This is a genomic window from Dorea sp. OM07-5 (assembly GCF_003481355.1).
Lineage (GTDB): Bacteria > Bacillota > Clostridia > Lachnospirales > Lachnospiraceae > Dorea_D > Dorea_D hominis.
On record NZ_QUKZ01000017.1, the window covers coordinates 1 to 373 of the forward strand.

The following is a 373-nucleotide window of genomic DNA, read 5'->3' on the forward strand; positions in this document are numbered from 1 at the left end:
AGGGCATGACCAAGCAAGGTGATAGGTAAAGGATGAAGAATATTTCTTGTATGCAGTTTTGAAGGTACATAACCTTTATAATATTCCTCGATAGCTCAGTGGTAGAGCATTCGGCTGTTAACCGAAGGGTCGTTGGTTCGAGCCCAACTCGGGGAGTTTGAAAACCTGTAAGACTATGGCTTACAGGTTTTTCTGTTTCTTCTACAACAGCCAGAGGAAACTGTCTGTGCCGGGTTTTGTAATATTATATAAATAAAAAAGATATCTGATAAAGTAATGAGTAATTACAAATCGGATATCTTTTTTGTGCTGTAATATAGTAGCTAAATATTGCGCGGACCATTTAAAGCAGCGGATTTTCCTGTACCGAAAT

General features: G+C 38.3%; 1 tRNA gene. It reads left to right on the forward strand.

The features are described 5' to 3' along the window. The first annotated feature begins 84 nt into the window (after positions 1 to 84). A tRNA-Asn gene (locus DXC04_RS13040) sits at positions 85 to 156 on the forward strand. The last annotated feature ends 217 nt before the right edge of the window (positions 157 to 373 follow it).